The 25,372-nt window shown below is 61.8% G+C and carries 25 protein-coding genes; 2 read left to right on the top strand and 23 right to left on the bottom strand.

Annotation, left to right across the window (positions count from 1 at the left end; all coding sequences use genetic code 11):
• Window positions 1-23: 23 nt before the first annotated feature.
• The 5 genes from hisS to ndk all read right to left on the bottom strand — a co-directional run bounded on the left by hisS (window position 24) and on the right by ndk (window position 5,750).
• Window positions 24-1,400, bottom strand: a complete 1,377-nt coding sequence (hisS, locus tag PCO31010_RS14915; RefSeq protein WP_046291602.1) for a histidine--tRNA ligase — start codon at window positions 1,398-1,400, stop codon at window positions 24-26.
• Between the two features lie 94 nt (window positions 1,401-1,494).
• On the bottom strand, window positions 1,495-2,775 hold the full coding sequence (gene ispG / locus PCO31010_RS14910; RefSeq protein ID WP_039399076.1) for a flavodoxin-dependent (E)-4-hydroxy-3-methylbut-2-enyl-diphosphate synthase: 1,281 nt from the start codon (window positions 2,773-2,775) through the stop codon (window positions 1,495-1,497).
• 18 nt (window positions 2,776-2,793) lie between these two features.
• Window positions 2,794-3,882, bottom strand: a complete 1,089-nt coding sequence (locus PCO31010_RS14905) for a helix-turn-helix domain-containing protein (RefSeq protein WP_174984755.1) — start codon at window positions 3,880-3,882, stop codon at window positions 2,794-2,796.
• A gap of 261 nt (window positions 3,883-4,143) precedes the next feature.
• Complete coding sequence (rlmN, locus tag PCO31010_RS14900) at window positions 4,144-5,265, bottom strand: dual-specificity RNA methyltransferase RlmN (RefSeq protein ID WP_039399078.1); 1,122 nt, start codon at window positions 5,263-5,265, stop codon at window positions 4,144-4,146.
• 59 nt (window positions 5,266-5,324) lie between these two features.
• Window positions 5,325-5,750, bottom strand: a complete 426-nt coding sequence (gene ndk, locus PCO31010_RS14895) for a nucleoside-diphosphate kinase (protein WP_150576858.1) — start codon at window positions 5,748-5,750, stop codon at window positions 5,325-5,327.
• Between the two features lie 408 nt (window positions 5,751-6,158).
• On the opposite strand from ndk, the gene PCO31010_RS14890 reads away from it, so the two are divergent.
• Window positions 6,159-6,860, top strand: a complete 702-nt coding sequence (locus PCO31010_RS14890; RefSeq protein WP_150664926.1) for a Bax inhibitor-1/YccA family protein — start codon at window positions 6,159-6,161, stop codon at window positions 6,858-6,860.
• A gap of 98 nt (window positions 6,861-6,958) precedes the next feature.
• Here PCO31010_RS14890 and rlmD read toward each other — a convergent pair whose 3' ends face one another.
• The 12 genes from rlmD to PCO31010_RS14835 all read right to left on the bottom strand — a co-directional run bounded on the left by rlmD (window position 6,959) and on the right by PCO31010_RS14835 (window position 18,784).
• Complete coding sequence (gene rlmD, locus PCO31010_RS14885) at window positions 6,959-8,494, bottom strand: 23S rRNA (uracil(1939)-C(5))-methyltransferase RlmD (RefSeq protein ID WP_281357737.1); 1,536 nt, start codon at window positions 8,492-8,494, stop codon at window positions 6,959-6,961.
• Between the two features lie 131 nt (window positions 8,495-8,625).
• Entirely contained in the window at window positions 8,626-9,402 is a 777-nt protein-coding gene (locus PCO31010_RS14880) for a 3'-5' exonuclease (protein ID WP_039399083.1), read from the bottom strand.
• Between the two features lie 107 nt (window positions 9,403-9,509).
• Window positions 9,510-10,607, bottom strand: coding sequence for an RNA polymerase sigma factor RpoS (gene rpoS / locus PCO31010_RS14875; protein ID WP_150664925.1), 1,098 nt, complete (start codon window positions 10,605-10,607; stop codon window positions 9,510-9,512).
• Between the two features lie 15 nt (window positions 10,608-10,622).
• Window positions 10,623-11,408 carry a peptidoglycan DD-metalloendopeptidase family protein gene (locus PCO31010_RS14870; protein WP_150665007.1) on the bottom strand — a complete coding sequence of 262 codons (786 nt, stop codon included), beginning with the start codon at window positions 11,406-11,408 and terminating at the stop codon, window positions 10,623-10,625.
• Window positions 11,409-11,493: 85 nt separating this feature from the next.
• Entirely contained in the window at window positions 11,494-12,681 is a 1,188-nt protein-coding gene (locus PCO31010_RS14865) for a protein-L-isoaspartate(D-aspartate) O-methyltransferase (protein ID WP_150664924.1), read from the bottom strand.
• Entirely contained in the window at window positions 12,678-13,439 is a 762-nt protein-coding gene (surE, locus tag PCO31010_RS14860) for a 5'/3'-nucleotidase SurE (RefSeq protein WP_039399092.1), read from the bottom strand. Before surE ends, PCO31010_RS14865 begins: the two co-directional genes overlap by 4 nt.
• A 101-nt stretch (window positions 13,440-13,540) precedes the next feature.
• Entirely contained in the window at window positions 13,541-14,359 is an 819-nt protein-coding gene (locus PCO31010_RS14855; RefSeq protein WP_150664923.1) for an ABC transporter permease, read from the bottom strand.
• Window positions 14,360-14,404: 45 nt separating this feature from the next.
• Complete coding sequence (locus PCO31010_RS27095; protein WP_257125701.1) at window positions 14,405-14,527, bottom strand: hypothetical protein; 123 nt, start codon at window positions 14,525-14,527, stop codon at window positions 14,405-14,407.
• Window positions 14,528-14,533: 6 nt separating this feature from the next.
• On the bottom strand, window positions 14,534-15,346 hold the full coding sequence (locus PCO31010_RS14850; protein WP_150665006.1) for an ABC transporter ATP-binding protein: 813 nt from the start codon (window positions 15,344-15,346) through the stop codon (window positions 14,534-14,536).
• Window positions 15,346-16,377, bottom strand: coding sequence for an ABC transporter substrate-binding protein (locus PCO31010_RS14845; RefSeq protein ID WP_150576852.1), 1,032 nt, complete (start codon window positions 16,375-16,377; stop codon window positions 15,346-15,348). The genes PCO31010_RS14850 and PCO31010_RS14845 overlap by 1 nt, the downstream gene beginning before the upstream one ends.
• A gap of 108 nt (window positions 16,378-16,485) precedes the next feature.
• Window positions 16,486-17,688, bottom strand: a complete 1,203-nt coding sequence (locus tag PCO31010_RS14840) for a CaiB/BaiF CoA transferase family protein (RefSeq protein ID WP_150665005.1) — start codon at window positions 17,686-17,688, stop codon at window positions 16,486-16,488.
• Window positions 17,689-18,058: 370 nt separating this feature from the next.
• Window positions 18,059-18,784 (bottom strand): response regulator transcription factor, encoded by a 726-nt coding sequence (locus tag PCO31010_RS14835; RefSeq protein WP_150576851.1) that lies wholly within the window; start codon window positions 18,782-18,784, stop codon window positions 18,059-18,061.
• 377 nt (window positions 18,785-19,161) lie between these two features.
• Between PCO31010_RS14835 and PCO31010_RS14830 the strand changes: the two genes are divergently transcribed.
• Window positions 19,162-19,590, top strand: coding sequence for a hypothetical protein (locus PCO31010_RS14830; protein WP_150664922.1), 429 nt, complete (start codon window positions 19,162-19,164; stop codon window positions 19,588-19,590).
• A 21-nt stretch (window positions 19,591-19,611) separates the two neighbouring features.
• Here PCO31010_RS14830 and PCO31010_RS14825 read toward each other — a convergent pair whose 3' ends face one another.
• From PCO31010_RS14825 to PCO31010_RS14800, 6 genes are all read right to left on the bottom strand, one after another.
• Entirely contained in the window at window positions 19,612-20,943 is a 1,332-nt protein-coding gene (locus PCO31010_RS14825; protein WP_150664921.1) for a hypothetical protein, read from the bottom strand.
• Window positions 20,944-21,298: 355 nt separating this feature from the next.
• Window positions 21,299-22,045: a peptidase C39 gene (locus PCO31010_RS14820; protein ID WP_150664920.1), complete on the bottom strand. Its 747-nt coding sequence runs from the start codon at window positions 22,043-22,045 to the stop codon at window positions 21,299-21,301.
• A 12-nt stretch (window positions 22,046-22,057) separates the two neighbouring features.
• Window positions 22,058-22,768 carry a C39 family peptidase gene (locus PCO31010_RS14815; protein WP_370855755.1) on the bottom strand — a complete coding sequence of 237 codons (711 nt, stop codon included), beginning with the start codon at window positions 22,766-22,768 and terminating at the stop codon, window positions 22,058-22,060.
• Between the two features lie 54 nt (window positions 22,769-22,822).
• Complete coding sequence (locus PCO31010_RS14810) at window positions 22,823-24,199, bottom strand: hypothetical protein (protein WP_150664919.1); 1,377 nt, start codon at window positions 24,197-24,199, stop codon at window positions 22,823-22,825.
• Window positions 24,200-24,229: 30 nt separating this feature from the next.
• Window positions 24,230-24,871, bottom strand: a complete 642-nt coding sequence (locus PCO31010_RS14805; RefSeq protein ID WP_150664918.1) for a hypothetical protein — start codon at window positions 24,869-24,871, stop codon at window positions 24,230-24,232.
• Window positions 24,868-25,371, bottom strand: coding sequence for a hypothetical protein (locus tag PCO31010_RS14800; protein ID WP_150664917.1), 504 nt, complete (start codon window positions 25,369-25,371; stop codon window positions 24,868-24,870). The genes PCO31010_RS14805 and PCO31010_RS14800 overlap by 4 nt, the downstream gene beginning before the upstream one ends.
• Window position 25,372: the final 1 nt, after the last annotated feature.

Here is a 25,372-nt window from a genome sequence, read left to right as displayed (position 1 = left end):
TTCTCCGTGTCTGGCGTCGTGGATTAATGAAGCGTTTCGTTGCCTGCGCCGCCATCGGCCAGGCTTTCGTTCACGCTCTCGTCGGCACTGGCGACGATGGCGTCGATCAGATACTCGGCGAGGCCGTCGAACGGCACGCTAGTCTGGTTGTTCGTCTGCTCGGCGGCACGCAGATGCTTGACTTCGGCAGTGCCCGACGCCACTTCGTTCTCACCGATGATGACGGCGAAGTTGGCACCGCTCGCGTTCGCGCGCTTCATTTGCGACTTGAAGCTGCTGCCGTTGCCGTCCGGGCTGCAATGGAACACGACGTTCAGACCGGCATCGCGCATGCGCTCTGCCGCAATCAGCGCCGGTGCCACGGCCGATTCGCCCTGGTGCACAACGTAGACGTCAGCGCCTTCGGCCTGCGGCACGAGATCGTCTTCGCGCAGCAGTTCGAGAATACGTTCGACGCCCATCGCCCAGCCACACGCCGGCGTAGCATCGCCGCCCAGTTGCTCGATCAGCGGGTCGTAGCGACCGCCACCGGCGACCGTGCCCTGCGCACCCAGCTTGTCCGTCACCCACTCGAACACGGTCAGATTGTAGTAATCCAGACCGCGCACGAGACGCGGATTGATCGTGAACGGGATGTTGTTCGCCTTGAGCAGCGATTGCACGCCTTCGAAGTGCTTGATCGACGCTTCGCCGAGATAGTCGATGAGCTTCGGCGCACCTTCGACCATTTCCTGCATCGCCGGGTTCTTCGTATCGAGCACGCGCAGCGGGTTCGTGTAGAGGCGACGCTTGCCGTCTTCATCCAGCAGATCGACGTGCTTTTCGAGATAGGCGATCAGATCGGCACGGTGACGCGCACGCTCTTCGCCCTGCCCCAGCGAGTTCAGTTGCAGATGGATACCGGTCAGACCGAGATCGTCCCACAGGCGCTGGCACATCAGAATGATTTCGACGTCGGCATCCGGGCCCGCCAGACCGAGCGCTTCCACGCCGACCTGATGGAACTGACGATAGCGGCCGCGCTGCGGCTTTTCGTGACGGAACATCGGACCGAAGTACCACAGACGCTTCGGACCACCGTACAGCAGATTGTGTTCGAGCGTTGCGCGAACCGCTGCCGCCGTGCCTTCCGGACGCATCGTGAGTTGTTCGCCGTTGAGCGAGTCAGTGAAGCTGTACATCTCTTTCTCGACGATGTCCGTCACTTCACCGATACCGCGCGTGAACAGTTGGGTCTGCTCGAGGATCGGCGTACGGATCTGCTGATAGCCGTAGGCGCGCAACATGGCGCGCACCGATTCCTCGAAAAACTCCCACAGGGCTTCGTCCTGCGGGAGGATGTCGTTCATGCCTTTGACCCCGGCCAGTTTGGCGAGGCGATTCTTCTTTGCGTCAGTCATATTCTCTTGTGTTCTGCCTGCGTCCCTGCGGCGCACTGCTCACGGTGTGTCGGCGCGCCTTGTGAAGCCCGTGCATGTCAACTCAGGCGCCGACTTAGGCGGCCACTGCACCTTCCGCCTGACCGTAATGCGTCTTCACGTAATCGTCGACGATCTGCTGGAATTCCTCGGCGATGTGATCGCCACGCAACGTGCGCACCTTTTCGCCATCGACGAAAACCGGCGCAGCCGGCGATTCACCCGAACCTGGCAAGCTGATGCCGATGTTCGCGTGCTTCGATTCGCCCGGACCGTTCACGATGCAGCCCATGACCGCGACGTTCATGTTCTCGACGCCCGGATATTGAGCCTTCCACACCGGCATTTGTTCACGCAGGTATGTCTGAATATTCGATGCCAGCTCCTGGAACACCGTGCTCGTCGTACGGCCGCAACCCGGGCAGGCAATCACCATCGGTGCGAACGCACGCAGCCCCATCGTCTGCAGGATTTCCTGCGCCACAACGACTTCGCCCGTACGCGCGCCGCCCGGTTCCGGCGTCAGCGAAATACGGATCGTGTCGCCGATACCTTCTTGCAGTAGCACCGACAGCGCAGCCGTCGAGGCGACGATACCCTTCGAGCCCATGCCCGCCTCGGTCAACCCGAGGTGCAGCGCATAGTCGCAACGCTTGGCCAGTTCGCGGTACACCGCGATCAGGTCCTGCACTGCGCTGACCTTGCACGACAGCAGAATCTTGTCGGCAGCGAGACCCACTCGCTGCGCCAGTTCAGCCGATTCGAGCGCCGACGTGATCAGCGCTTCGTACATCACGCTCTGCGCGTCCCACGGCGTGGCACGTGCGGCGTTTTCGTCCATGATGCGAGCGAGCAACGACTGATCCAGGCTGCCCCAGTTCACACCGATACGCACCGGCTTGTCGTACTTGATCGCCATCTCGATCATTTGCGCGAACTGCGTGTCGCGCTTGGCGCCCTGCCCGACGTTGCCCGGGTTGATGCGGTACTTCGACAGTGTCTCAGCGCATTCCGGATAGTCGGCGAGCAGCTTGTGGCCGTTGTAATGGAAGTCGCCCACCAGCGGCACCATCACACCCATGCGATCGAGTTGCTCACGAATATGCGGCACGGCAGCGGCCGCTTCCGGCGTATTCACCGTGATCCGCACGAGTTCGGAGCCAGCCTGCGCCAGTTCCTTGACCTGAATGGCCGTACCGATCACGTCCGCCGTGTCGGTGTTGGTCATCGATTGCACGCGAATCGGCGAATCGCCGCCAACCGTCACCAGTTGACCGCCCCAGCGAATCCCGACTTTGCGGGACTGACGGCGGGGTGCCGGACCACCGATGATCGGCATGCATTCTACAGAAGCCATGATTACCCTCTTTCGGTCTTACTGGAGCGTCAGACGCGCCACATTGCCCGCATTGCGGGACTTGATCTCGACCGGTTGACCGTTGAATTCCAGCGATTCGACGCCCGCGACGTTACCCACAACGATCTTGAGCGGCGCATCGCCCGTAATTTCCTGTTCGGCACCTGCACGCATTAGTTGGGAGAACAGCACCTTGCCGTCCTTCGAACGCACTTCCACCCAACTGTCTGCCTTCAGATGCAACGCAATCTTGCCATTACCCGGCGTACCGGCGCTCGACGCCTTCGTCTCGGCCGGTGCCGCGGGTGCGGCCACGCTCGTCGCGGCCGCAGCACTCGCGATCCCGGCGACCACGTGCGTCGGATCGACGGCAGCGATCAGGCCTGGGCCTGCAGCCGCCGCACTGGCCGATGCGTCATTGACCGTGCTTTCTGTATTACCGTTGTTCGCCGCATTGGCGACGTTCGTGGCGGCACCGCCTTCTGCCCCCGGCGGCGTGCCGTTGGCGTCGGCGACCACTGGCTGACTCGCCGGCTCAGCGGCATCTGCCGCACCTTGTGCCGACGCACCGCTCGCCAGATCAGCCGCCTCGATGCTCCCGCGCCCGGCTTTGTGTGCATTGCCGAAGTACCATGCAGCCCCCGCGATCACGACCAGCGCAGCCAGTGCCCAGGGCCACTTGGCCTGAGACGCTGCGACCGGCGAGCGGAAACGCACCGGACTCTTCGGAATGCTCGGTTGCCCAGACTGCGGTTGCGGAATATCGATGGGGACCGGCGCCGTGCCGCTCACGCGACGCAGCGATTCGATCATCGGCTCGGGGTCACCCCCGACCATGCGCGCGTAGCTACGCACCACACCCTGAATAAACGGCATTTCCGGCAAGGCATCCCACTCGCCGGCTTCGAGACGCTTGAGCTTCTGCACCGAGACCTTCAAACGCGCCGACACGTCTTCAACGGACATGCCACGCTTCTCGCGCAAAGCGGCCAGTTGCGCTCCCACTTGCGCGCCCAGCTCAGCCCATCCGGCAGGTGCTCCCTGCGGCAAGCCCTGGCCTTGAGCCCCGGTTTGCCCGCCTGCATCCGCCTGATTCTGGTTATCCATCGATACGCCCCCGTTCGTAAGCAGCCGCCCGCAGCGGCTGAGGATATGCTCGCGACAGTTTCGCTGCATCATCGCCCGTGCGCGCGGCGTGAAGATCTGCGCGGCGCATCGGGCGATTTTGCATGTCACTGACGAAATTGCGCGGAACGCGAAACGCGCCCCGCGCAAGGAATGCTTTAGTGCACAACTGATCCGACGCAAGGCATGGCACGTGCGGGGCCGACGGCCCTCGCCACGGTCCACGCCCGCCCATGCGCAGCCTCATACGCTACGCACCTCGACCGCGATTTTCCCGAATTTGCCGCGCTGTGCAAGCCGCGTGCGATCCTGCACTTCGCCAGCCAGCTGACCACAGGCGGCGTCGATGTCGTCACCGCGCGTCTTGCGCACCGTCGTGACGAGGCCTGCGTCGAGCAAAATCTGCGCAAATCGCTTGATTTGCGGATCCTTCGAGCGCAGCAGACCGGATTCGGGGAACGGATTGAAAGGGATCAGGTTGAATTTGCAAGGCACGTCGCGCGTGAGTGCGACAAGCTCGCGCGCATGCGCTTCGGTGTCGTTCACACCGTCGAGCATGCAGTACTCGAACGTGATGAAATCGCGCGGCGCCACTTCCAGGTAACGCTCGCACGCGCCCATCAGTTCGCGTAACGGATATTTTTTGTTGAGCGGCACGAGCACATCGCGCAGCGCATCGTTCGGCGCGTGCAGCGAGACGGCAAGCGCCACGGGCAACTCCTGGCCCAGACGATCCATCATCGGCACCACACCGGACGTCGACAAGGTCACGCGACGACGCGACAACCCATAGGCGTTGTCGTCGAGCATCAGGCGCATGGCGCCGACCACATTGTCGAAATTGAGCAGCGGCTCGCCCATGCCCATCATCACCACGTTGGTGATCACGCGCTCGTTCTTACCTTCGCGCCCCAGATCGCGGCGCAATGCGAACTCGGCCATCCACAACTGACCGATGATTTCGCCAAGCGACAGATTGCGCGAGAAACCCTGCTTGCCGGTCGAACAGAACCGGCAGTTGACGGCGCAGCCCGCTTGCGACGAAACGCAAAGCGTGCCACGCGTCTCCTCAGGGATGTAGACGGTCTCGACGGCATTGCCGTTGCCCACGTCCAGCAGCCATTTGCGCGTACCGTCCGCCGACAGATGGTCGGTGATTGCGGCAGGCGCGGCGATGTGCGCGCGCGTTTTCAACTTCTCGCGCAGCGATTTGGCCAGATCGGTCATGCCGTCGAAGTCGGCGGCGCCCATCTGGTGGATCCAACGCTGGAGCTGGCGAGCACGGAACGGCTTTTCGCCGAGCGTGCCGCAATAGGCGGCCAGACCGTCCGGATCGTAATCAAGCAGATTCGTAAGGTTGGTCATGGCCCTGGTCCGTCAACATCCCTTCGGTAACTTCCTGCGATTGAGCGACTATACGCGGCTTAGCGCGAGTAGACGTTCATGCCCGGGAAGAAGAAAGCCACTTCCACAGCGGCCGTTTCAGCAGCGTCCGAACCGTGCACTGCGTTGGCGTCGATGCTGTCGGCGAAGTCGGCGCGGATCGTGCCCTTCTCTGCCTTCTTCGGGTCGGTGGCGCCCATCAGTTCGCGGTTCTTCGCGATGGCGTTTTCACCTTCCAGAGCCTGGATCATCACCGGGCCCGAGATCATGAAGTCGACCAGATCCTTGAAGAACGGGCGCTCCTTGTGCACGGCGTAGAACTGCTCGGCATCGGCGCGCGACAGGTGCACCAGCTTGGCAGCAGCGATCTTCAGGCCGGCGGCTTCGAAGCGGCTGTAAATCTGGCCGATCACGTTCTTAGCAACGGCATCGGGCTTGATAATCGACAAAGTGCGTTCGACTGCCATGAAAAACTCCAAAAAATTAAGCAGTTATATAACCAACATGAACCCGTAATTGTAGCACGAAGGCTGTTATGATGGGGATGGAACCTACAGCGCGCGTACCGCTCAAACGCAGGACGGCCGGGACGATCCGGCTTTTCGCGAAGTTGACACAAGGGTGTGATTCCGGCGCCTTCCCTCGATGGGAGGGTTGACGAGCACAACGGCCGATTGAAATTGGGACATTTGCCCCGAGATTTCGAGAATCGTCCGAGCGCTTTGCCAAGGAGATTTCGGTATCCTTGCACTTCGACGACAAGCCAGACCAACGGCTGCGGGGGATTCGCCGGCAAGGGTTGCCGGTCATCGTATGCGTCATCAGGCGCCTGACAGCCCCGCCAACAGGCACAACGACCACGGAGAACACAATATATGAACCAGGATTTCCAACGCTTCGGCTACGGCGGAACGGGGGGCGTCGCGACCGCACAGGTGCGCAACAAGGTACTGCGTAATACGTATTGGCTGCTCGCACTGTCGATGCTGCCGACGATTGCGGGCGCCTGGCTGGGTGTGACTTATGGCTTCGCCCTGTTTGCGGGCAGCCCGATGGTTAGCGTGATCCTGTTCCTCGCGATTGCTTTCGGCTTCATGTTCGCGATCGAACGCTTCAAGAATAGCGGCGTCGGCGTTGCCCTGCTGCTGGGCTTCACGTTCTTCATGGGCCTGATGCTCACACGCCTGCTGAGCTTCGTGCTGGGCTTTTCGAACGGCGCATCGCTCATCATGCTGGCGTTCGGCGGCACGGCCGTGATCTTCACAGTGATGGCAACGGTGGCCACGGTCAGCAAGCGCGATTTCAGCGGCCTGGGCAAGTGGCTGTTCATGGGCGTGATCGTGATCCTCCTCGCCTCGATCGCCAACATCTGGCTGCATCTGCCGGCGCTGATGCTGACGGTGTCGGTCCTCGCCATCGCGATCTTCTCGGCGTACATCCTGTTCGATGTGCAGCGCGTGGTGAACGGCGGCGAAACGAACTACGTCACCGCGACGCTTGCGATCTACCTCGATCTGTACAACATCTTCACCAACCTGCTCGCCATCCTCGGCGTGCTGGGCGGCAACCGCAACTAAGCGGCGAGCCAGCAGCAATAAAAAAGCCAGTCCTTCGGGACTGGCTTTTTCTTTGGCGGAATAGGATTCGCGGTGAACCGTCCCCCGCCCGCGAATACTCAGGTGTTTTCGTGGATCACACCCTCACCACCAACCGCACCGGCAACCGCTTCGACACCCTCGTCCGCAGCACCCTCGACGACATCCTCCGCCTCCTCCGACATACGCACGCGTGGCACCCACGGTTGCCCGATGCTCTCGTGCTCGAAGACGGCCATCGATTCCACGTGCGAAGTGTGCGGGAACATGTTGACGACACCCGCAAGCGTCAAACGATACCCAGCCTCATGCACCAGCAATCCAGCGTCGCGCGCCAGGGTTGCCGGACTGCAAGAAACATACACGATACGCTTGGGCAGCCCCTCGTACCCTTGCTGCGCCAGTTCGGCCAGCGCCTTCGACACCGCTAGCGCGCCCTCGCGCGGCGGATCGATCAGATAGCGGTCGAACGCGCCGAGCGCACGCATATCGTCCGCCGTGATATCAAACAGATTGCGGCACGCGAACTCCGTCCGCTCGGCCACGCCATTGCGTTGCGCGTTGGCCAGTGCACGCTCAGTCAATGCCGTGCTGCCCTCAATGCCCATTACCGTACCGGCACGACGCGCCAGCGGCAACGTGAAGTTGCCCAGCCCGCAGAACAGATCGAGCACGCGCTCGTTCGACTGAGGCGCGAGCAGGCGCAGGGCACGATGCACGAGCACACGGTTGATCTGATGATTGACCTGCGTGAAGTCCGTCGGTTTGAACGGCATCCGGATCTGGTATTCCGGCAGCGTGTAATGGAGTTCCGGTTCGAGCGGATAGAACGGCACGGCCGTGTCCGGCCCCTTCGGCTGAACCCAGAACTGGACGTGATTTGCATCCGCAAACGCGCGGAGAATGTCTTCGTCTGCAGGCGTCAGCGGTTCGAGAATGCGCAGCACGAGCGCCGTGACATCGGCACCGATCGCCAGTTCGATTTGCGGCAGACGCTCACGAATCGACAATGATTCGACCAGACGACGCAGCGGCACCAGCATGTCCGACACGTGACGCGGCAACACTTCGCACGAATCCATATCGGCGACGTAACTGCTCTTGCGCTCATGGAAACCGATCAACACGCCGCCCTTTTTGGGCACGTAGCGCACCGTCAGACGAGCGCGGAAGCGGTAGCCCCAGTCCGGGCCCTGAATCGGACGAAGCATCGCCTCGGCCTTAACTTTCCCGAGTCGGGCGAGGTTGTCCTCAAGAACACGTTGTTTGATGGCGATCTGCGCGCGCGGCTCCAGATGCTGCATCGAGCATCCGCCGCACTTGCCGAAATGCGGGCATTGCGGCTTGGCACGCATCGAACTCGACCGAAGCACGCTTACTGTTTCTGCCTGCTCGAATTTGGGCTTACGGCGATAGCTCAGATATGTGACGCGCTCACCAGGCAGTGCGCCTTCGACGAAGATGACCTTGCCAGGCTTGAATTCCGGCGTACCCGGCTCGCCCTCAGGTGCGGTGCGGCCAACGCCGCGCGCTTCCATGTCGAGCGATTCGATATCGATGATGCCGGGCTCGGCACTGGGCCGGCCGCGCGAGGAGTTTCGGGAGGAGCGGGTCACGTCTTTGTTCTCATATGCGACAGCAAACCCGGCATTTTAATCGATTCGTCCGCACGTGAGACACGGGGAATGGAGGCTGGCCCGTCCAAATCGCCGAAATGGATGAAAGTGCGGGACAAAAGTGCGACGGATTACCCCCAGGCGCCCAGATACTCCTTCCAGTGCGCAGCAGGCTCCTGCTCAAGCGACCGCTTCACAAATTCGATCTCCTGCTCGTACTCAGCCTGACGCAGGCCCCCGCGCATTAGCTGATACCGGCAATAGACCAGATACGTATTCACTACGTCGGTCTCGCAATAATTGCGGATCTCTTCGAGTTTGCCGTCGCGATATGCCTCCCACACTTTGCTGCCGTCCATGCCGAGCTTGCCCGGGAAACCGCAAAGTTTGGCGAGATCGTCCAGCGGTGCATTTGCGCGTGCTTGATACATGGCGAGCACGTCCATGAGGTCCAGATGGCGCTGGTGATAACGGCTGATGTAGTTATTCCATTTGAACTCGCGGTCGTCCTCCCCCAGGTCCCAGTATCGCGGCGCGGAAATCCCGTGAATCATGGCGCGATAGTGCAGCACCGGCAGGTCGAAACCGCCACCGTTCCACGACACAAGTTGCGGGGCGTACTTTTCGATGGTGCGGTAGAAACCGGACACCAGCGCTCCCTCCCCGTCCTCTAGCGTGCCCAGCGACTTCACACGAAAGCCGTCGCGGTCGCGAAAGACGCAGGAGATCGCCGCCACGCGCTGCAAATGCAGCGGCAAAAAGTCGTGCCCCACTTTTTCGCGACGGGCCGCAAATGCCGCTTCGGCAACGGCGTCGTCCGACAGCCCAGCGTACGCGGGCTCAAGCCTGCGAAGCCCATCGACATCGGGAATCGTTTCAATATCGAAGACGAGAACGGGAGATGGCATGATGAAAATCAGAAGAAAAAATCAGAAAACGTCGGCATTCGACGCCGATGCATCAGAGAAATGAGCAGCAAGTGACGGCCACGCGCGCAACGGCGGCGCACCGAATTTCAGAGCACCGCGTCCTTGCGCACACCGTTCGAGGCGAAATAGCGCTTGAGCTTCACGAGTGCCTCTTGCTGGATCTGGCGCACTCGCTCACGCGTGAGGCCCATTTCGTCGGCCAGTTCTTCCAGCGTCGCAGGCTCGACACGGTTGAGTCCGAATCGGCGTTCGATGACATAGCGATGCTTGGTCGACAGACGCGACAACCACAGCCGCATGAGGTCTTCCAGTTCGCGATGCTGAACCTCATGCTCCGGCGCCTCGCTGCGATCGTCGGAAAGCAGATCGAGCAAACTGCTGCCGGGGTCGATTTCAAGCGGGGCGTCGAGCGACGCCACATGCTCGTTGAGCGCAAGGATGTCAGTGATTTCGTCTGGCGTCTTCCCCGTCAGATCGGCGATGTCTTCGATGCGCGCGTCGCGCTGCTCGCCACCATCGACATAAGCGGCACTCTTCTCAAGGTGACGCTTTGCGCGCAACACTTGATTGAGTTCCCGAATGACGTGCACCGGCAAACGCACCGTACGTGCCTGATTCATGATGGCGCGCTCGATGCTTTGACGGATCCACCAGGTGGCGTACGTCGAGAAACGGAATCCACGCCCCGGATCGAACTTTTCGATGGCGTGCATCAGACCGAGGTTGCCCTCTTCGATCAGATCGAGCAACGGTACACCGCGATTGAGGTATCCCTTGGCGATGCTCACGACGAGCCGCAGATTGCGCTCGATCATGACCTGACGCGCCGCGAACTCGCCCGCTTGCGCGCGCGTAGAGTAGTCGAGCTCCTCCGCGGGCGTTAGCAGCGGTTTGACACTGATGCGATTGAGATAGTGCTGAACGGTGTCGGCCGTGAGTTCGGCCTGCAGCACGGTGCCGAAGTCGTCGCCATCGGCGGATTTGCGTTTGCGTCCGGTGGCGGAAGAGGACGAACCCTCTTCCCCGCCATCGGATGACGAGGCGTCGTCATCCTCCGCCTCGCGCTCGTCGAAAGCGTCGTCCACGTCCTCTTCCTGCCGGGACTGCCGATCGTCTGCTTCCTGATCGGACTCCGGGACAGCGAGGTCTTCCTCTTGCGAAGTGCGACGCTTTCTCTTGAGCATTCGACCCTGCCTATTTTATCGAGGCGGCAAATACTTCTCCGGATCCACAGGCTTGCCATCCTTGCGTACCTCGAAGTGCAGCATCACGCGATCTGCATCCGAGTTACCCATTTCGGCAATTTTCTGACCCCGTGTCACGGAGTCGCCTTCCTTGACCAACAGTTTGCTGTTGTGTGCATACGCCGTCAAGAAGGTGCCGTCGTGTTTAATGATGACGAGGTTGCCATAACCGCGCAGACCCGCCCCCGAATACACGACTTTGCCCGCACCTGCGGCAAAGACGGCGTCGCCGACCTTGCCACCGATATTCACGCCCTTGTTCTTCGAGTCGTCGAAGTGGCCGATGACGGTGCCGGCGGCCGGCCACGACAATTGCAGCGCACCGCTGGAGACCGCCGAAGGCGCGGTAGCATTCGACGACGTCGCAGGCGGCGGCACCACGGCAGGCGGCACGGCGGCCGGGCTGCTGCCATTACTCGGCGGCGTGCTGGCCACCGGCGGCGGTAGCGGCGTACCCGTGTCGCCGGCAGGCGGCTTCACGCGCAATACCTGACCGACCTCGATCTGATCCGGGTTCTGGATGTTGTTCCAGCGCGCGATATCGCGGTAGTTCTGCCCGTTCTCCAGCGCGATGCGATACAGGCGGTCGCCCGGCTTGACGCGATAGAAACCCGGCGGCACCGGCGTATTGTCGATCACCGGCGCAGTCGCGCCCGGCAGACTGCTGTCGGTCGTCGTACCGCCTACGGTACGGTCGACGACCGGCGCCCCGACTTGTCGCGATGCGCACGCTGCCAGCATGCTCAGCAACAGGACACTGGCGACGCGTTGTTGGAAACCCGCTCGCAAATTCACTCAATTCCTCCGCAGAATAGACCCGACGGGCTTAAATGATGCCCGATTTTAAGGGGACGAATAACACCCTATCAAGCTGCGTCTCGCGCCACTGGCGCGCACCGATGCGCTCGATGAGGGTCAAAATTTGTTGCTCGCCGCCCACCGGGGCGACAAGCCGTGCGCCGACAGCCAACTGATCGACCAGCGCGTCCGGAATTTCCAGGCCGGCGGCAGCGATCACGATACCGTCGAACGGCGCTACTGCAGGCAATCCGAGCCGCCCATCGCCGTAATGCAGACGAATATTCGGCACGCGCAACGGACGCAAATTGGCTTTGGCACGTTCATGTAACGGACGAACCCGCTCAATGGAGTACACGTCCCGCGCAACACACGACAACACCGCCGCCTGATAGCCGCATCCGGTGCCGATTTCCAGCACCTTTTCCAGCGGACGTCCGCTCGCGAGCAGCAGCTCGATCATGCGCCCCACGACCGACGGCTTCGAGATTGTCTGCCCATGACCGATGGGAAGCGCCGCATCCTCGTATGCCTGATTGGCAAGCGCGGCGTCGACGAAGCCATGACGCGGCACGGTCGCTAGCGCCGCCAGCACGCCCGGGTGTTTGACGCCCGATGCCGCGACGCGTTCAGCCATGCGTGCACGCACGCGCTCCGACGTCAGCCCGATGCCTTCCGGCGAATTCAGGACCGACGCGGTATTCGTACGCACGATGGCCCCCACGCCCACGCCCGCGGGCGGCTTGACCGCCCCGACTGGCGTCGTGGCCGCCTTCGTCATTGTCTTGACTGTGCCTTTTCCCACGACACCGCCAACGGCACCGCCCTTCTGGGCGGCACCCGCGCCATGCGCCTTGGCTACTGGCTTCGGTGCATGCTTAGCGGCATGCGAGCCGTGCGGTGCCGGTTGCGCATGCGGCGCGGCGGCCGGCCGCGCCAACCCCTTCGGCACGACCGCGTGCGAGGTCTGTGCACCAGCAGGTCGCGCGGACGCGCCCGCCATCGGCGTCGACGCCACCCGCAAATTGCTACTGTTACCGCCGGACGGCGTCTTCCCACTTCCCTGATTCGCTTGCGACGTGCCACGCGTCATCGCGGCGGGCGGCGCACCGGCCGGACTCGCACGCGACGCCTTATCGAGCACCGGCGCTTTGCGCTGCCGGCGGGTCATCACTTCGGCCAGAGGGAGAGGAAAACGCTTCGGCGGTGTCGTCATCGTTGGGCCACCCCTGCGCTGGCCAGCCAATCGTGCACGACGCCAAGTCGTGCGGTATGCGTGAGATCCAGTTGCAAGGGGGTGACCGAGACGTAATCGTGCGCCACGGCATGGAAGTCGGTGCCTTCGCTGCTGTCGCGCGCGTCGCCAGCCGGACCGATCCAGTAAATTGCTTCGCCGCGCGGATTCACCTGACGGATGACCGGCTGCGATTGATGTCGCTTCCCAAGACGCGTCGACAGCGCGCCTTTGAGACGCTCGTACGGCAAATTGGGAATATTGACGTTCAACAAGAAGGGCGCGCCCAGCGGCCGCTCCATATAGCGCTCGACCACCTCGCGCGCCACACGAGCCGCGCTGTCGAGATGGTCCCAGCCTTTATTGACTTGCGAGAAGGCGAACGAAGGGATCCCGAACAGGAAACCCTCGGTCGCCGCTGCCACCGTACCGGAGTACAGCGTGTCTTCGCCCATGTTCTGGCCGTTGTTGATACCCGAGACGACGATATCGGGCCGCTCGTCGAGTAGCCCGGTCAACGCCACATGGACGCAATCGGTCGGTGTGCCGTTGATGAAGGTGAAATCATTGGGCGCTTTGAACACAGAAAGCGGCCGTTGCAGGGTCAGAGAATTGGACGCACCGCTACAGTTCTGTTCGGGCGCCACCACGGTAATGTCGCCAAGCGGCGCCAGCGCTTCATAAAGCGCGGCCAGGCCTGGCGCCTGATACCCATCGTCGTTGCTGAGCAGGATTCGCATGCGGCAATTGTAACCGAGGAAAGGTGCTCCGATATGACGCCATCAAGGCACCGGTGGCGTTGCGCCCCGCCCGCTTCATGGCGCCAGTCCGTCACATCCGGTTACATCTTTTCGGTCTCTCCGGCTTGCGGTTGCCAGACCAGCAGGCGCCGCTCCACGACGCCGACGAGTCCATCGAGCACCAGCGCAAAGGCCGTGAGAATCAGCACCCCGGCGATCACCGCATTGATATCGAACGTGCCTTCGGCCTGCAAGATCAGGTAGCCGACGCCACGCGCCGACCCCAGATACTCGCCGACCACCGCACCGACAAACGCGAGTCCGACCGAGTTGTGGAGACTGGAGAACACCCAACTGGTGGCACTCGGCAAATACACTCGGCGCAACAACTGACGCTGATTGGCACCCAGCATCCGCGCATTGGCGAGCACCACCGGGCTGACTTCCTTCACGCCCTGATAGACGTTAAAGAAGACGATGAAGAACACCAGCGTCACCCCTAGCGCCACCTTCGACCAGATACCGAGCCCGAACCACACACCGAAGATCGGCGCGAGAATCACGCGGGGCATCGAATTGGCCGCCTTGATGTACGGGTCGAGCAAAGCACCTGCGCTCGGCGAAAGCGCCAGCCAGAGCCCCACGCCGAGTCCGAACACGGTACCGATGGCGAACGCCAGCACCGTCTCGAGCAACGTGACGCCCAAATGCAGATAGATCTCCCCGCTGGCGAACCACTGCCAGACCTGGAGCAGCACCTTCTGCGGCTCCCCAAAGAAGAACGCCGCCTTGTCGGGGCTATCGAAATAGAACGCGGGCAGCAGCGTCGGGCTGGTGAGCACATACCAGACGAGAAATGCCACGACCAGCAGCAGCCATTGCCACAGGCGCAGGTGCCGCATGATGGAACGATTACGCATGACGAACGAATTCCGGGAATATCAGACGTGCGGCCGGACCGGTCATCAGACCAGCCAGTCGAACAGGCCAAAGCCGTCCGGCAAATCGAACCAGTCCATCCAGTCGAGCCACCCCGGCCAGTTGAGCCAGTTCAGCGAGACCGTGAGAATGCCGGCGATTTGCCACATGACCACTCAGACCGCCTTTAACTGTTGTGCGTAGCCCTTGAGGACTTCCTCGCGAAGCACGTCCCATATCTGAGCGTGCAACTCGGTGAAGCGCGGATGGTTACGAATTTCCGCCACGTCGCGCGGACGCGGCAGATCGATCCGGAACTCCCCGATCGGATGCGTGCCCGGTCCTGCGGCCAGCACCACCACCCGGTCGGACAAGGCAATCGCCTCATCGAGGTCGTGCGTGATGAACAGCACAGCGCGGCGCTTTGCCGCCCACAGCTCCAGCAACTCGTTTTCCATGAGCTGACGCGTCTGGATATCGAGTGCCGAAAATGGCTCGTCCATCAGGATGATGTCGGGGTCGAGGATCAGCGTCTGCGCCATGGCCACACGCTTGCGCATGCCGCCGGAGAGCTGATGCGGATATCGATCGCCGAAACCGCCCAGGCCCACGCGCTTGAGCCATTCGTGCCCACGCGCCGTCGCTTCCTCCGGCGCGACACCGCGAAACTCAAGTCCCGCGGTCACGTTGTCGATCGCGTTGCGCCATGGCATGAGCGCTTCGGCCTGAAACATGTATCCAGCACGCGAATTGATGCCCTTGAGCGGCTCACCGAAGACCTTGATCGATCCGGAGGACGGGGAGAGCAAACCCGCGGCGACATTGAGCAACGTGGATTTGCCACACCCGGTCGGCCCGACGACCGAAACGAACTCGCCCGGCGCGATGTCGAGCGACGTGTCGGCTACGGCCGTATAACGCTTCGCGCGATCGTCGCGGGCGACGAAGGTGCACGTAATGCTGTCGAAACTCAGAGCCGGCGCAGTCATCATTTGTACTTGGCGTCGGCCTTCTTCGTGAACTCGTTCGTGAACGTCTTCGACAGATCGATCGTCTTGCCCTTGACCGTCTCGTCGAACGCCTGCAACGTGCGCAGCGCCGTCGCCGGACCATCTGCCGGAATCAGACCGTCCGGAGAGATTGCCTCTTTCACGCGACTCCAGGCATCGAGATACAACGCGCGGTCGCCCAGCAGATACGCTTCGGGCACCGTCTTGATCAGGTCGGCCTGCCCGGCAGTCTGAAGCCAGCGCAGCGCACGCACCATCGCGTTGGTCAGGGCTTGCGTCGTATTCGGATTCTTCTGGATGAACGACTCGTTCGTGTAGAGGCAACCTGCGGGCATATTGCCGCCGAACACCGAGACCGTCTCCTTGAGCGTGCGCGTATCCGAGATCACGCGGATCTCCTTGTCGCGCTCCAGCATGGTGATGACCGGGTCGAGGTTGACGATGGCGTCGATGTTGCCTGAGCGAATCGCGGCCAGCGCGCCGGACGACGCCCCCACCCCGACGAAAGCGACCTCATTGGGCTTGATGCCGCCCTTGGCCAGCACGAAGTTCGCCATAATGTTGGTCGACGACCCCGGTGCCGTCACACCGATCTTCTTGCCGCGCAAGTCGGCAATCGACTTGTAGTTCGGCATCGTCTTGTTCGATACGCCGAACACGATCTGCGGCGCGCGGCCTTGCAGCACGAATGCGCGGATGTACTGGTTCTTCGCCTGCAACAGAATCGTGTGCTCGTAAGCCCCCGACACTACATCGGCACTGCCGCCGACCAGCGCCTGAAGCGCTTTGGAGCCACCGGCAAAGTCCGAGATTTCGACGTCGAGCCCTTCGTCCTTGAAGTAGTTCAGGCGTTCGGCAATCGTGAGCGGCAGGTAATAGAAAAGGTTCTTGCCGCCGACCGCAATCGCGACCTTGGTCTTCTCAAGCTTGTTTTGCGCGAAGCCGGGGCGAATGCCTGCGCCGATCAGGCCGGTCGCGGCCAGTGCCGTGACGAATTGACGTCTTTGCATGGTGTTGTTGTCTCCGTGGTTGCAGCGTTCATTCTTTGTAAGTTCGACGTGCTTTATAACGGGACGCGGTCGTTGCCGCGCCCGTGGCGCTTTGCGCGTAGTGGCGTGTCAGATGACGCCGCTCTCGCGCAATGCTTTGATTTGCCCGGCATCATAACCCAGTTGCCCAAGCACTTCGTCCGTGTGTGCGCCGAGTTCCGGGCCGAGCCACTGGGTCTGTCCGGGGGTCTCCGAGAGCTTCGGCGAAATGTTCGGCAGATCGATCGGCGTGCCATCCGGGAAGGTATGACGCTGGATCATCTGGCGCGCGATGAACTGCGGATCCTTGAACATGTCGGCCACCGTGTAGATGCGGCTCGCGGGCACGTCCGCGCCCTGCAGCACCGCCAGCGCATCGTCGATAGGACGCATTTGCGTCCAGCCGCCGATAGCGTCGTCGATCTCCTGGGTGCGCGGCACGCGACCGTCGTTATGCGCCAGCCCCGGATCCTCCGCAAGATCAGCACGGCCAATGGCATGCATCAGACGCTTGAAGATCGGATCGCTGTTTCCGCCCACGACGATCATGCCGTCAGCGCACGGATAGGTGTTCGACGGCACGATCCCCGGCAGCGACGCCCCGGTGCGCTCACGCACCATCCCGGCGACGCTGTACTCGGGCACCACGCTCTCCATCAGGTTGAAGACGGCTTCGTAAAGCGCAACGTCGACAACCTGCCCTCGCCCGCCATTCACGTTGCGGTGATGCAGCGCCATCATCGCGCCGATCACCCCATGCAGCGCGGCAATCGAGTCGCCGATGGAAATGCCGATGCGCGGCGGCGGCAACTCCGGATAGCCCGTGATATGCCGTAATCCCCCCATCGATTCGGCGATGGCGCCAAACCCCGGCCGGTCGCGATACGGGCCGGTCTGACCGTAACCGGACAGGCGCACCATCACCAGCCCGGGATTGTCGGCGGACAACTGTTCGTAGCCCAATCCGAAACGCTCCAGCAATCCGGGACGGAAGTTCTCGACGACGATGTCCGCCTGCGCCGCCAGCTTGCGCACAATGGCCTGACCTTCCGGCGACTTGAGGTTGATCGTTACCGACTTCTTGTTACGCGCCTGCACGGCCCACCACAGCGACGTGCCGCCCGCATCGGGGTGCAACTTGCGCCATTTGCGCAACGGATCGCCGTGCTGCGGATCTTCGATCTTGATGACCTCCGCGCCGAACTCGCCCAGCATGCGTGCGGCGAACGGACCGGCAATGAGCGTGCCGAGTTCGAGCACCTTCACGCCAGCGAGCGCGCCGAAGCCGGGCATACCGGTGGACGACTTAGCCGCATTGGCCGATTCGGAAGTTTGACGGGATGCGTCGGAAGACTGATTGGCGGATGCCGCAGACGCATTGGCGCCCTGTGGCGAAGTGGATGTGTACGGCGTAGACGACTTGGACAACGCTTGGACTCCTGAGCCTCGTCGACGGCCATCACCGTCGAGTTCGGGACGCTGCCCCGAAGGCCGCATCCGTGCATATGGGTGGCAAATGAAGTTCGTATAGTAATTCGGCAGTCGGCGATCGGCCAATAGCCTCAAGGGGAATCCCGGACGATTCCGATGCAGTTCGTCGTCGATTCCGAAGACTGCACCGACTCAGCGCGGCTACAGCAGGGGGATGCGCGTTAGCGGTCGATCACGTCTCGAACAGATGACGCGCGCCACGTTGCGCTGCAATATAAATGGCCTCGCCACGATTGCGCGCCCCCAGACGCCGGTAAAGCGCCGAGACGTGCGTCTTCGCAGTGCCTTCCGAGATCACGAGCTGCTGGCAAATGGTCTTGATGGACAGCCCTCGGGAGAGCAGCGCCAGAATTTCGTATTGCCGCTGGGAAATGCCGAGCAACGCAGACTCGGCCAGTTGCGTCGCCTTGTCCCCGCCCAGCGGAAACACCGGCAGGCGAGAAAGCGGCAGCGCCTCGCCCAAAGCCTCCTGACGCCACAACACGAGCAACGCCGAGAGCGCCTCTTCCGGCACAAAGCGTCCACCGGAAAACGCCAGGTCGAACACCGAACGAATACGCGCCACCGAGTTCGGCCACGGCAGACATGCCGTGACGCCCGCTTGCAGCCAGCGGATGATTTCATCGGGAAAACCCGCATCGCCAACGACGATAACCGGCACGGGAGGAACACACTCGGCGGCTGCCGAGCACAAGGTGTCGAGCGCGGGCGTACGCGCCACGGACTCATCGAGTACGAGCGCACGACGCGAAGGCAACTCGCGCAGCCATACCCAGTCCTGCGTCGCCACGCTATCGACGTGACGCAAGACGGGTGGCGTCGCGTTCGCTTCGGTTTGCAACGCGACCTGGAGGCCGCTCAGCCAGGCGGCAGCCTCTCCTAGGACCAGCACACGCATGATTTCCCCTGTCATTCCGGTCGGCATCCCCATGCCGCCGCCCCGCTTTCTTCTCGAACGTGCTGCGCCTTTAGCGTTGTTTTTAGCAGGACGAAATTGAAGAAAATCCGAAGAAATCCTCCAACCTTCGTCACGATTTACACATAAGGCGTCATCTTGCTTTCAAGGCAGTTTATGCGCTAAGCCCGCATGGCGGCGAATCCGTTTCTCGCGGAGCCTTATCCCTGTTGCCTTAGCGCGACAATCCGCAATTTGCGTAAATTATTTACTCAATTTTCGGAAATTCCGCTATTACTTTTTCCCCTTCCATTTCTCATCTGACGCAATAAAATACAAAAAGTCTGAGAGGACAGTCAGCGGAGGCCGGGGGGCACGCCATGTTCAAAATTTCCGTCAGCACGACGCGCAGTGCGGTGTTTTGTCTTGCCGCCGCGTGCTTTGTGAGTACCGCGCAGGCCGACGTCATCGGCGTGGGCAGTATGCCCGCGACAGTGAGCGACGCCCTGCTCGCCAGCACCCATGCCGCCAACGTGGCTCGCAGCCTTGTCACCAGCATCGGCAACGCCGGACCGAACACCATCGCACCGGTCAATTCAACAACTGCTGCAGCAAACCACGTTCGTCTCTGGGACGAAGTGATTCCGCCCGCCCCGTCGCCTAAACCGACTCAGGCATCGCTGCCTGCCACCGCGCAGCCGCGCACGACGATTAACATCTCCTCGATGCCGCAAATGTCGGCTGGCATGATGGCCACGAACTTCAAAATCAACGCAAGCGGCCGCATGGGATCTGCAGCCGCTCGCTGATTTCTCTTACCCGATCAAGCCTCAGAACGTGTACGGGAAACGAACCCCGATCACGTAGTTCGGTGCGTCCGGCGACATGCCGGCATTGACGTAACCGTTGACCGTCCAATGCCTGTTGATGGCGTAGTTGATGCCGAAGTTGAGCGACGCCGCATTGGTGGTACTGCCTGCCACCGTGGTCCACGGGCCGCCCGGCGAAGCCGTCTTCGTTGCGCGCGAGATCGCCGTCGAATACGAGATCGACAGCGCAGTCTTATCGTTGAGCGCCAACGCCATCCCCGCGCCAACCTGCACGATATCGCCAAGCTTGACCTTCGCAGGCTGCACGACGCCTTCGATAGTCGAGATGTCGTCGAACGTCTTCGCCACGTTGTACGTGTACGCTACGTTCGCGAACAACACGATCGGGTCGTAGGTGCGCAGGAACGACAGGCCCGCCGTGATAGCCCATATGCCATTACCCGTGGGCAGGCGCGACGGCGTCGTCAAGTTGTTGTTCGTCGGATCGGGCGTACCCAGCTTGATGCCGAACGGCGACGTGCCGGTCGGTGCGGTCACGCGTAACGACGCCACGATATCGGGCCAGTTGGCGTTTTCCTTCATGAGCTGGTAGTACAACGACGCGTTCACGTCGCCGATATTCGCCGAGTTCTTGCTGATGTCGCTGATCGACGACGCCGCACCGCCCACCCCACCGGAGATGAAGTCGGAGTTGCGGTACAGATACGGCACGTCGAACGCCAGGCTCAACCGGTCGGTCACCCCGTAACGCGTGTTGACGTCGAACGTCCATACGTTGGCCTTAGTTTGGCCGAGGTTCAACTGACCGAGGAAAATGGCGTCGAGGGCGAGAAAGCCACTCAGCACCAGTTGGCGCCGGTCGTAGTAGCTGTAGCTGATACCGGCATCGATGGTGAGCTTGCGGTCGAACAACGGCGCGTGCTGCGCCTGAACGACAGCTTCTTCGGCAGGCGTGCGTTGCGAGTCGGTCTCGCTCTTCTGCATCTGCTGCGTCTCGCCGATAGGCGTGGCGGATGTCGGTCCGGCCGCCCCGGCAGCGCCGCCGCCGGGTGTGCCAGCAGAACCGGCGGCCGAGCCATCGCCCGGTGAGACCTGCGCGATCTGCGCGGTATCCCACGCGGTCAGACCGCGACCGCGTTGCGCCATCTCGATATCCGTGAGGCGCTGCTTCAGAGAAGAAATTTCCCGCTGCTGCCGGTCAACCATGTCCATCAACATCTGGAGACGGCTATCCGGCGATGGGTCCGTATGCTCCTGAGCCTGGGCCGATAGCGTGAAAAGCAGTACCCCCAACGGAATAGCGGCAACGGGAAAAAAGCGGTGAGTGTTCATGATCCCCCCCGGGTGAAAAAGCGGACGGATGTCCGCGCGCAATCCAACAAACACGTGTTGCAACAACGGTTGTCCTTGCTGCTCGACTGCGGGGTGATGCGTACGGAACACGGACAGTGATCGAAAGCGTCAACAGCATCGCCGATGCCTCCTGCCCGGGCCCTGCCGACATCACCTTCTTGTACGCCGCGAGTGTTTTGCGGCGGCGCCCCACGTCTAGTTGTCATGGCGTCCGGTAAAGACCTGCCGGACGTTGCTGCCGGCGTCGCGTCGAATGCATCGACCACGACGCCGTCACTGCGCTTGCTATGCCTTACCTTTCACTTCACTTCACTTCAAATACGTTCACACACGCTCAATGCCGAATGGCAACCATGTTCGCCATCGCGTTCTGAATACCGAGCTGACGCAGTCCGCCCGACGTCAGCGCACTCGTCTGGAGGTTCAGCGTCATGGTGTTCATCACCTGCTGCGCATTGCCTGCCACCTGGACGACCTGCATGATCTGATTCATCGCCCCACCCGCGCCGCCTGCGACGCTCTGGCCGAGATTGCCGTTCGGGGTATTGAGCGAGAGCTGCATGCCGGCCGAACTGATCGCGACGTTCGCACTCAGGTTGCCGACCGTGGTGCTCGAGTTACTGGTCGACTGGTTACTAATGGGCACCAGCAGCGCGAGCGACACGCCCGGGCCGTACTGGATGATGGCCTTGTTCAGCGCGTTGTTGGCATCGCCCGCAACCTGCGTAATCTGTGCGACGCCGTTGACCAATGCGTGGGCGCCGGTCACTGCCTGCGTGGTCGGGGCGGCAGCATTCACCACGCCCGGGATGACGGTTGTCGACGAGCCGGTCTGCACCTGCCCCTGATTCACACCAAGCACACCAGTGGCGAGCAGGCTCGCGCCGGTGGGCATTTGCCACTGCGACTGCATCACGAGCTGAAAGCCCGTGATCATGTTCTGTTGTGCGTACTTGCCGGTCGCGTGCGAGAGCACTTCATCGCTCACAGGCGTCCAGCCCTCAGGCACCACGTTGGAAGCGAACGCCGGGACGGCGCTTGCGAACAACGGGATGGCCAGCATCGGGACGTATCGATTCATGATGGTCTGGTCTCAAAACAGGTCCGCCCGGATGATGCCGAAGTCCACCATCGGGGTCGGTGACGTCCCGGTCGCCAGCGCGCCATCGCGCAACTTGGCAGCCAGGGATTCGTTTCCTTTGAGCAGCGGTGAGTCCTCCAGGAAAGGCTTGCCGATGACCGCCAGCACCAAGCCATTCCACTGCTTGGCAAAATCGGCCTGCTCGATGATGCGATTGCCCAGCGCCGGATCGGACACGAACACACGTCCGTCCTTCGCTGCCTTGACGACCACAAAGTGCTGATAGCCGTTGACGTCGATAAGCGCAATGACCGGGATCTTCAGGTCGTAAAGCGCACTCACATCGACTTTGAATCCGCGCCCCTCGAGTCCGAGCGTCTCCACGAATTTCTTCATGTCGAGCATCGAGAACCCGTTCTTGATGACGGTGTCCGGGTTAGAGAACGCCATCATTCGCTGAATCATTTCGGTCTCGGGAATGTTGATCCCGTAGCCATAACGCAGCAGCGTTGCCAGTGCTGCGGAACCACAACTGAAGTCGTATTCCTGCTGGACCAGATTCACGTAGTGCATCGATTTGAACGAGCGCATCTTCTTGACCGCCGGTACACCAGTCGAAGACTCCAGGTTCACCGATGCATACTGCGCGTGCCCGGCCACGCTTGCGCACGCCAGAGCGCAAACAGTAGCGATCCTCACAACGGCACGACGCGCATCATTCATGACACACCTCATGAAAAAACCGGTCCGGAAGTTTCTCCGGACCGGCTAGCTACATCACTTGATTGCCGAGATCGACAGGTTGTTGGACTGAACGTTGCCGATACCGGCTGCCACGTTCACGCCCACATTGCCCGTTGCCATCTTGAGCGCACCGGCGCCGAGCGAGGCATTGGCGACGAAGTCACCCGAGGCCTTCATGCTGGCCGACTGGTCGGTTTGAGCCGTTGCGTTGGCTGCACCGCCCTTGTACCAGCCGGTCGACTGCGACACTGCTGCAGCCATGCTGTTGCCCTGCACGTTGCCGATACCCGAGGCCACGTTCACGCCGACGTTACCGCTGGCGTTGGCCAGTGCGCCGTCACCCACGCTGGCGTTGACCATGAACTGCGAGAGGCTTGCCGAACCCTTCGACGACTGGTTCGAGAACACCTGGGCCGAGGCATACACCGGCTGAGCGTTGAGCGAAGCGATCGCGACGTTGTTGGCCTGTGCGTTGTCGGCACCTGCCGCCACGTTCACACCGACGTTGCCGTTGGCGTTAGCCAATGCGCCGTTGCCGAGCGTTGCGCCCATCGTCTGGTATTGAGCCGTGTTCACGTGATACGTGATCGCGCCCTTCGCCCACGTGGTCGACTTCGTGAACGTATCGGTGAAGCCCCACAGTGCCGCTGCTGCCACCGAATCGCTTTCGATAGAGCTGCTGCCGTGGTTCAAAACGGCGTGGAACGCTGCATCGAAGCTCTTCTGCGTGTTCAGGAAGCCTGCAGCGAGGAACCCGGCGGCCTGTTGCGACTGCTGACCGTAGGCATAGCCGCCCCAAGCAGAACCCTGACCTGCACCGAAGTTGCCGACCAGATAGCCACCATAGAGTGCGAGGCCGCCAGGAATCGGAATCACGCCGCCACCGATGATGCCTCCGCCGCCAGCGATGTTCGAGTATTGATACCCGCCACCGGCGATGAAGCCACCCGAGCCGGAGCTCGACTGCCCTGCGACATATCCCGCGCCAGCCTGGAAGGCTTGACTCGTGTTCAGATGGCCGTTAGCCGATGCATTCACCCACGACGTGGTGTTGTCGAAGTGCGTTTCCGTCTTGCCAGCCAACAGGTAGGCGCTACCCTGATTCGAAACCGTGGTGGTCTTCGAATCGACGCCATACGTCACCTTGCCGGTGGCATAGCTGCCAAGCAGCGGTCCCTTCAGGTTGACGTGGTGCACGTCGACGCTCTGGTTGCTCTGCACGACGGCGTTGCCGGTGTTGTCCACCGTGACGCAGCCGCGAATGCCGACCAGACCGAAAATGCCGACCAGGTTCAGAACGTTGGTCTCGTTGCCGATGAACGAGAAGCTATATTGCTGGTGATTGGGGGAAGCCATCGCGGTTCCCGTTGCTACCAGCAGTGCAGCCGCTGCAATTGCTTTCGTTTTCATGACCATCTCCTTGACGAGAGAGTTACCCAGTTAAAAAGATGTGCCCGCCGGGGGACGGAGCACAAAAACATTTGCGGTTACATTGCCTATCCCAGCCGACTGGTTCACTTGCAACACACCGCTCACCCCGCGGAAGGCATCACCGGAAATCGACGCCGTGCGGAACTGATCGTTGAGGTTGTTGTGGCCAGTCGGGCCACCCTTGGAGATCGCAGCGGATAGTGCCGTATCCGATACGCTCGCCACTCCAGACGCATCGCCAGTCACAATGACGGTCGCGTTGCGTTGAAGATTGCCGGCACCGCTCGCCTGGTTGACTTGCGTCACCCCCGAGGTGCCTGAAAATGCATTGCCCTGAATTGCGGCGCTTGCTGCACCCGTCGTCGTGGTGACGAGTGCCTGTTGATTCGTGCTCGACGTACCGACCGTGAGGCCACCGCCGTTGGAAAGCACCGTGCTGTTGGCCTGCGCGTTATTCACGCCGGCTGCCTGATTCACACCGAGGGCGCCGGCCACACCGACCGCAGCGCCGTTTTCGATGGTGGCGTGCGTGCCGGTCAGCTCACCGTTCGTGATCCAGATGTCCTGTGCGTGAGACATGCCGCTGATGACAGTCAAAGCGGTCGTCGCGGCCAGCGCGATAGCGCGCAAGGCATTGCGTTGTGCGCTCATTTCGCCGCTCCTGCTGCACCGATCGTGGAGAGCGGCGCGAGCGCCGAGTTGATCACCGACGGGACGAGCGTGCCGATGCTGCCGATACCGCCGCCCGCCGATCCGGCCGCGAAGCCACCGCCGACACCATTGCTGGTATTCAGTGCGTTACCGCCGCGGGCGTTGCCAACGAGCACGCCCATCACCGGGTCCATCCCCGAGCGCACGGCACCGGTCACGAGTCCGGCCGAGGCGTGCGCCGTCAGATCGTTATCCGTCACCGCCGTCACCGCACCCAACGCGGTGCCGAACGGTCCCGTAGGAAACGCCGAGACGGCGAGACCGATCTGATTTTCATCGCGCGGCAGGCCGCGATAAGCGATCCGCGGGCCGATGTTGCGCTCGATCACGATATCGCCCGGCGTCGCCGGTTCGGCCTTGGCCTGGCCGGGGAGCATTGCCGGTGTGAGCGCCACGAGCAACGTGGCGAACACAGCAGACGAGAATGAAAGTTGGGTCATG

Source organism: Pandoraea commovens (assembly GCF_902459615.1).
Classification (GTDB): domain Bacteria; phylum Pseudomonadota; class Gammaproteobacteria; order Burkholderiales; family Burkholderiaceae; genus Pandoraea; species Pandoraea commovens.
The sequence above is the reverse complement of the archived record's forward strand: the minus strand, read 5'-3'. Positions and strand labels throughout refer to the sequence as shown.